A 7,008-nucleotide genomic window follows, 5' to 3' on the forward strand; every position below is an offset into this window, starting at 1 on the left:
CAGACGGTGAATGGTCGCCTCGTGTGCTTGCTGGCCTATGGCACCAACGCGCTCGGTAAGCGACTGGCCCATGCTGGTTCGGGAATCTCACGTGCTGCGCCGCGAGGCCGGCACTGGGCGTGATGGCTAGGCCGCCATGGATCGGATGCGCTCCTGCACGGCCTCAAGCCTCCGGACGTACGGTTCACGCCGCTCGCGATGGTGTTGTTGCAGCCTGCGGATCGTGGCCTGCTTGAGCCAGTCCTCCGCCGGGCTGTTCCTGACCGTCTCGATGTCACTGTGATGTGCGAAGTCGATGTCGGCGAGGGTCGCCAGGAGTGATTGCAGCAAGGGCTGAAGCTCTGGGGAGTACATGCGGGGTTGCCATGGATCCGGCCGGCCGGACGAGCGCTCGCGATTGCCTGTCATGGGCTTCCTCTGGTCGTTGCATGATTACCTGCATGGGCTTTGACCCCGCAGGTGGCCGCGGGCAAGCCCACATGCAACCCTGCTCAAAGGAGGTAGGTACGGGGGCGGTCGCTTGAAGCGAGCCGGAGTTCCCCAGCCGGGAAACGCAACCAAGTCGAGCGCCTGCGCGTCAAAGCAGCGAGTGGCCAAGATGGCTGCAGCAATACTCGGATTGCTTCCGTCCCAGGCCAACCGCCATCATGTCACTCAGCGCCATCCTGATCGCCCTTGTCGTCCTCTTCATCATCGCCACCGTTCCAGTGTGGCCCTACAGCCGCACCTGGGGGCTGCGGCCGAGTGGAGCCCTGGGTCTGGCCCTGGTCGTATGGGAGCACGCAATCCTGCCCTCCTGGCTGTGGCGGCCATCATCATGGCCGCTCCCGCCGCCTCCGAGGCGCCTCCTGGATGTGGCGACACCGTCACCGTACAGCGGGGGATACCTTGAGCGGCATTGCGGAGCGATGCGACGTTCCTGAACGTCGGTTGATGCGCCTGAATCCGCAGGTTGAAGGATCCCGTGACCTGCGCGTGGGCATGGAGTTGCGGTGCGGACAGACTCCGTCGGAATGGCGGGCCAACCGTTCCCGCGCCCGGTAATCGGGCGTTCCTCGAAGCTGTACCATCCTGACCTCAACCCGGAATGCCAGCATGGGGCGCAAGGCTGGGTGACGGTGACCGGGTGACTACCCGAGACGCTTTCCGCACCGCAGTCCCAAACTGTCAAAGCGATGGCCCAAGCGGTCAAGCAACGGAGGAGCGAAAAGCAATACTCGTGCGCACCAACAGGTCGGGCGGAACGCGTCCACGGGCCCCGGTCGCGTTCCGGCAGCCCTTTCGCTGGCCTTTCGCAACCACGACGGCACAGCGGGAGATCACCATGACGGCTGCGCTTCCAGCCTCAAACAGATCTCTTCGACCGCGTCGCATCCGGCAGCTCCTGCATCGCCAACACTTATACCAGCAATCACGACCTGAACGCCTCCGGCCAGATCGGCATCCTGAAGGGGCTGGCCCTGCACGGGGTGGATGCGGTCGGGCTCGTGCACGCCATGATCCTGCGCATCCAGGCGCTGATTTACCCGATCCAGACCCTGGTGCTTGGCGGGCATTGAGCGGCCTGTCCCCAACCGTCGGGAGGAGGTGCGTGAGGGATTTCGTTCTTATACGGACGACACCGGAACGGGAGTTGATTCATGACGACCAGAGCGAGGAACACCGCGCCCGCCACGCTGGTCCAAGTGATTGACTGGAGGGAGCCAAGGTCTGCCTGACGATGCGCGACACTGGGGACAATCTCGTCCCGCTGTGCCTCAACACCAATCCCCGGGCAGGCAAGGACACGGACGGCAGGATGCAGAGGTCGCGCGTGCGGCGATAGCCCGGTGCGGGCATGAGGGAGCTGGCCTGGAGCCAAGGAGTTTATGATGAAGAGGAAGAGGTTCGGTTCGTGTCAGATCATCGCTCTCACGCTCATCCCGATCATCACAACCACATCTGTATCGGCAACTCCAGGCATCACCACGGCCAGCGTCAATTTTCGCTCGGGCCCGGGAACGCAGTTCTCCTCCATCCGCACGCTTCCGGAAGGCACCGCGATCGACATCGGCGATTGCGAGGATTCGGGAAGCTGGTGTGCCGTCACCGTCGGCGGGCGCAACGGCTTCGTCAGCGGCCGCTATGTCGAGGAGACAGGTGAGGCCGAGGGCTGGCCGCGATCCTACGAGATTGGCAAGGGACGCATGGTCCTGTACCAGCCGCAGTTCACGGAATGGACCAACTTCAAGGCCATCGAGGCGCTGATGGCGGCCGAGTTCCTGAAGACACCCGATGCCAATCCGGTGTTCGGCGTGATCGGCCTGAAGGGTAATACGTCCTACGACGACGATGCCGACGAGGTTGTGATCACCGACATCACCGTCACCGAATTGAACTTCTCCGGTCTCGGGCGCGACGACCTGAAGGCGCTCGCGGTCGAGACCGGCAAGCTCCTGCCGACCGGTCCGATCACCGTGCCGGAGGCGCGCGTGACTGCAAGCCTCGCAGAGCAAAAGCGCATGATTGACGTGCGAGGACTCAAGGCCGATCCGCCGCCGGTCTTCGTATCGACCTCCCCGGCAATCCTCGTGCAGACCGACGGAGAGTCTTTCTACGCGCCCGTGAAGGGCAGGGCGGGTCTTTCCTTCCTGGTCAACTCGAACTGGGATGTGTTCCGCATTGACGACGGCGGCACCCTCTTCCTGCGCGACGACATGCATTGGCTTACCGCGAACGCATTTGCAGGTCCTTGGGCACCGGTGACTGAACTGCCAGCGCCGCTGAAGGATCTGCCCGATGACGGCAACTGGTCCGATGCCCGCGGCGCTCTGCCTCCCGAGCCCTACGGTGACAATGCCGCGCCGAAGGTGATCACCACGGACAGTCCCTCGGAATTGATCCTTTTCGGCGGTGGTCCCAAGCTCGAGGACGTGCCCGGTACGGCGCTGCAATGGGCCTCGAACACCGAGGCCGATGTGTTTTTCGACAAAACCGGCAAGCAATGGTACGTGCTCCTATCCGGCCGCTGGTTCCGCGCCGCGACGCTCGACGGGCCATGGATTTTTGCCACGCCCGACCTTCCGTCGGACTTCCGCAACATCCCCGAGGACGCGCCCTACCATGCCGTGCGCTCCTCCGTCCCCGGCACGTCGGATAGCGCGGAGGCCCGGCTCAAGGCCAGCATACCCACCACGGCGCGCATCGAAACGGGCTCGATCACGCCGACGGTCGCCTATGCAGGAGATGCCCGGTTCGCGCCGATGGCGACGACAGACCTGTCCTATGCGACGAACACGACGGACACCGTGATCAAGGTCGGCGACCGCTATTTCCTATTGCGGGACGGTGTCTGGTTCATGGCCGACAGCCCGAACGGCCCGTGGCAACTCGCCCGCGAGGTTCCCGACGCGATCTACGCGATCCCGCCATCCTCGCCCGTCTACAACGTCACCTACGTGCGCGTGTACGACACCGAGCCCAACGCGGTCTGGTACGGCTACACCATGGGATACCTGTTCAACTTCCTTGCCTGGGGCACCTATGTCTATGGCACGGGGTGGAGGTACGCGGGCTATTGGTACAACGGACCGGGCTATGGCTACCCAATCTACTATCCCAGACCGGCTACGTGGGGCCTCGGAGCCTACTACAATCCCGTGCGCGGCTTGTATGGACGCTACGGCTATGCATATGGCCCCTATCGCGGGATCGCGGGCGCACGTGCCTGGAATCCGGCTACAGGCACCTATGCCCGTGCAGGCGCGGCCTGGGGTCCGCGGGGTTCGGCCGGATTCGTCGGAGCCTACAATCCACGTACCGACGGCGGAGCATTCGCCGCAGGCGGACGCAACGTCTATGGCGCCTGGAAGTCGGCGGGCGTGAAGCGCGGATCCGAGTGGGCGCGAGTGGCGGCGCGGGAGAACGCGGCCGGAGGCTCGTCCCTGCGCTGGAACACCTCCAATGGCCAGGGCTTCGTCCGCGAGGGCCGACGAGGTGACATCTACGCGGGCCGTGACGGCAACGTCTACCGCAACTCCGGTGACGGCTGGCAGCGCTTCGACGGCGGCTGGCAGGACGTGGGGCGGCCGGAGCCGCGGGATCTGCTCCAGCGCGGCGAAGGGCGCGAGGGACTGTCGGCGGAAGGACGCGAGCGGTTGCAGGAACGCGGCGGCAGCGATGCGCTCAGGGGCCTTGCCGGAGCCGGCGCTGCCGGTGCCGCACTGGGCCAGCGCCTGGGCGGCGGCGGCCAGGTCCGGCGGGATGCCGTAGATCGCGATGCGGTTCGCGAGCGGGCCCAGCAGCGCCGGACACCTCCGCAGCGTCCGGCGGATCAACAGCGCCAAGCCCCGCAGCAGCGCGCGGTGGCCCAGCAGGGACGCGGGGCGGCAGACCGACCGTCTGCCCGGCAACAACCGGCCTCACAGCAGCGGCCGACGACAGGGCAACGGCCAGCCCAGCGTCCCGCCGCGCAGCGTCCTGCGGCGCGCCCGCAGGTTCCGTCGGATGTCATGCGCGACGTCCAGGCGCGCCACGTCGGCAACCAGCGGGAAATGGCGAGCCGCCAGTTCTCGCGTCCTCCGGCGCATTTCTCCGGTTCATCGTCGTTCGGACCATCACGGAGCATGGGCTCGCGCGGCGGCTTCGGAGGAGGTGGGCGCGGCGGCTTCAGGGGCGGTGGCCGGCGCTGATGCGTAGAGGGCGGTCCTTCCTGCTTCCAGAAGTCGCGATGGATGCGCGGACGAGCTTCCCGTGTGCCTTCGGATCCGGAAGCGTGAGACTACGCCGGCTGGCTTCCAATCGGAGTGACCACGGGATCACGGGACCGATCGGCCTCAGGGTCAATCAGGGCAAATCCCGCGATCGCCCCGAGGACAACGAAGGCCCCGGCAAGCACCAAGGCATGGCGGACCCGTCCGCTGCCCCAGAGCCGACATCGAGGATCATCCCGGTGACGGATGGAGCGAGTGGACCCGCCAGCGTCGTGATGGCGTTGACGATCCCGAGAGCGGCACCGCGCTTCCCGGCCGGGCCGAGCACGAAGATCACGTTGCCGAGGGAGAACGCGATTACCGTGCAGGCAATGACTGGCAGCGCCCCCTCCGACAGTGACAGCAGGATGGTGACCAGCCCGGCCGCAAGGGTGGCGGCACACGCAATCGATCCGCATGCATGCCGGATCGAGACCCCGCGCCGCTTCAGTCCATCCGACAGCGCCGACACGCGTCAGCGCCCGTCATGTAAGGGATCTTTCGATCCAGTGGGGAGATCTGAGTGAAGTGCTGTCACAGAATGTGCAAAGTGGGATTACAGTGCTCGTTGAGTCGACGAATTCCTTTGATGTGTCTATGGCTGAAGGGATTGCTGCTCCGACACCCATCAAAGTCATCGAACTGAATTGCGGTCACGGAACAATCCCGTATCTAAGGGATAACAAGAAACTCGGATCGCTTCTTGTGGCATTCGTGAGAGGCGAACCGCTCAGACCCATCCTGGCTGGGCTTTAGGGGCCCGTTGCGGTAACCTGAAATGGCAAAACGAACCTCGTCGATCAGATTATTCAGGCTGCTAGACCGAAGAGCTGATTGATGAGACGAACTTCGCCTGTCGCCTGACGTTTTCGCTGCATGCAGTGACCGTACCGAATCATCCGCATGGTTTCGAAGCCCATCAGCGTCACGGCGGCGGTTTTCATCGTCTGGAAACCACGCGTTGGCCGGATCAGGCGCTTGAGCGCCCCATGGTCGGCTTCGATAATGTTATTCAAATAGTTCGAGGTGCGGTGTTCGACATCCTGCCGCAGCAGCCCTTCGTCCTGCAAGCCTCGGATCGCCTTCGGATAGGATGCCAGTTTGTTGGTCGTGATCGATGAGGGAGGATAGTCGCTCACCACCCTCAGAGCTTTGCGCAAGAAGCGATAAGGCGCTCCAGTATCACGCCGGCCGGACAGCATGGAGGCAATCAGACGGCCGTGTTTATCGATCGCTCGAACCAAGTACCGCCAGCATCCACCAACTCGGACATAGGTCTCATTCACCCGCCATGAGCCTGATCGATGTCCCTCGTATGGTCGCACCCGCTTCTCAAGCTCTGGGGTATAGCGTCGGACCTAACGAAAGATCGTGCTTGGACTGACGCTGACACCGCGTTCGGACATCATCTCAGCCAGATCGCGATAGCTGATCCGGTACTTGCAGTACCAGCGCACGTACAGCAGGATGATCTCGACCGGGAAACGGCGGCGCTTGAACAAAGACAAAAGGCGGCTCCTCGATTGGCCGCTCTGGACTACACTGCCGAGGTTACTGCAACAGTGCCCTTGCGCCGCACGGCGGTGGTTTTGTTTGCTGCCCGTGAGCTCAAGTCTCCGAGTGCCGGGATCGGCTCGTCGAGGGTTTTGTGGGAGTGGGCTGCCAGACCTTCATAGACAATTCAATCGCTCCAATCGTTGCTCATCTTCAGGTTGAGCGGGCTGATCCCAGCGTAATTTTACAGCTAATTCAGGCCGGTGTTGAGAATCATCAAAGAAAGCAGCGAGATCGGTTGAGATGTGAACCTTATACGAACGGGTGCCCACAACAAAATTGTTTGCTTTTAGATGCGGTTGATAAGAAAAGAGGGCGATCACGGGCAAACCAACTAATGTATTATGACGAAATTCTGTATGCAGGGGGTGTCCGAAGACATCGGGCGAACAAGCTATTGGCTGCTCTGGAGCCCGAGGATTTTGCCTGCTTGAAGCCGCACCTGGAGATCGTTAACCTGCAACAAGGTCAGGTGCTCTGCGAGACGGGTCAGCCCCTCCGCGATGCCTACTTTCCGCACAACGTCATCATCTCGCTCATGGCTGTCATGCAGGACGGCCGCTCTGCCGAGATGTCAGTTTTCGGCAACGAAGGCGTCACCGGTCTCACAGGAGCCGCGGTCACCAATCAAGCGTTCGGACGCTATGTGGACTTGCTTCAGATTAGTGGAGAGCGGTTTTGTAGCGATCCGGCTAGCCTTTCAAACTGAACCGGGCTGACATAG

At 63.0% G+C, this 7,008-nt stretch carries 5 protein-coding genes and 2 pseudogenes; 4 read left to right on the top strand and 3 right to left on the bottom strand.

Translation table 11 applies throughout. From position 1 onward, the window contains the following. Positions 1-126 precede the first annotated feature (126 nt). Positions 127-408: a hypothetical protein gene (locus JKL45_RS28870; RefSeq protein ID WP_201865212.1), complete on the bottom strand. Its 282-nt coding sequence runs from the start codon at positions 406-408 to the stop codon at positions 127-129. 239 nt (positions 409-647) lie between these two features. On the opposite strand from JKL45_RS28870, the gene JKL45_RS30740 reads away from it, so the two are divergent. The 3 genes and pseudogenes from JKL45_RS30740 (at position 648) to JKL45_RS28890 (ending at position 4,670) form a co-directional block, all read left to right on the top strand. Then, entirely contained in the window at positions 648-923 is a 276-nt protein-coding gene (locus JKL45_RS30740) for a DUF3309 domain-containing protein (RefSeq protein WP_201865213.1), read from the top strand. Between the two features lie 438 nt (positions 924-1,361). Continuing rightward, positions 1,362-1,559 (top strand): annotated as a pseudogene (locus tag JKL45_RS30360) (HlyD family secretion protein); the annotation flags it as partial. A gap of 309 nt (positions 1,560-1,868) precedes the next feature. After that, positions 1,869-4,670 (top strand): SH3 domain-containing protein, encoded by a 2,802-nt coding sequence (locus JKL45_RS28890; protein WP_246499101.1) that lies wholly within the window; start codon positions 1,869-1,871, stop codon positions 4,668-4,670. A 154-nt stretch (positions 4,671-4,824) separates the two neighbouring features. On the opposite strand, the gene JKL45_RS28895 is transcribed toward JKL45_RS28890, so the two are convergent. Further along, positions 4,825-5,202, bottom strand: coding sequence for a hypothetical protein (locus tag JKL45_RS28895; protein WP_201865216.1), 378 nt, complete (start codon positions 5,200-5,202; stop codon positions 4,825-4,827). 337 nt (positions 5,203-5,539) lie between these two features. Beyond that, a pseudogene (locus JKL45_RS28900) lies at positions 5,540-6,238 on the bottom strand (IS6 family transposase). Positions 6,239-6,384: 146 nt separating this feature from the next. Between JKL45_RS28900 and JKL45_RS28905 the strand changes: the two are divergent. Next, a complete protein-coding gene (locus JKL45_RS28905; RefSeq protein ID WP_201865217.1) occupies positions 6,385-6,993 on the top strand; it encodes a cyclic nucleotide-binding domain-containing protein in 609 nt (202 codons plus the stop codon). Positions 6,994-7,008 lie beyond the last annotated feature (15 nt).

It is taken from the genome of Microvirga soli (genome assembly GCF_016734765.1).
In the GTDB taxonomy this organism is placed as follows: Bacteria; Pseudomonadota; Alphaproteobacteria; order Rhizobiales; family Beijerinckiaceae; genus Microvirga; species Microvirga soli.

What these genes read in the sequence shown, in the direction of transcription:
- JKL45_RS28870 (WP_201865212.1), bottom strand. Translation starts at nt 408, where the DNA reads ATGACAGGCAATCGCGAGCGCTCGTCCGGCCGGCCGGATCCATGGCAA.
- JKL45_RS30740 (WP_201865213.1), top strand. Translation starts at nt 648, where the DNA reads ATGTCACTCAGCGCCATCCTGATCGCCCTTGTCGTCCTCTTCATCATC.
- JKL45_RS28890 (WP_246499101.1), top strand. Translation starts at nt 1,869, where the DNA reads ATGATGAAGAGGAAGAGGTTCGGTTCGTGTCAGATCATCGCTCTCACG.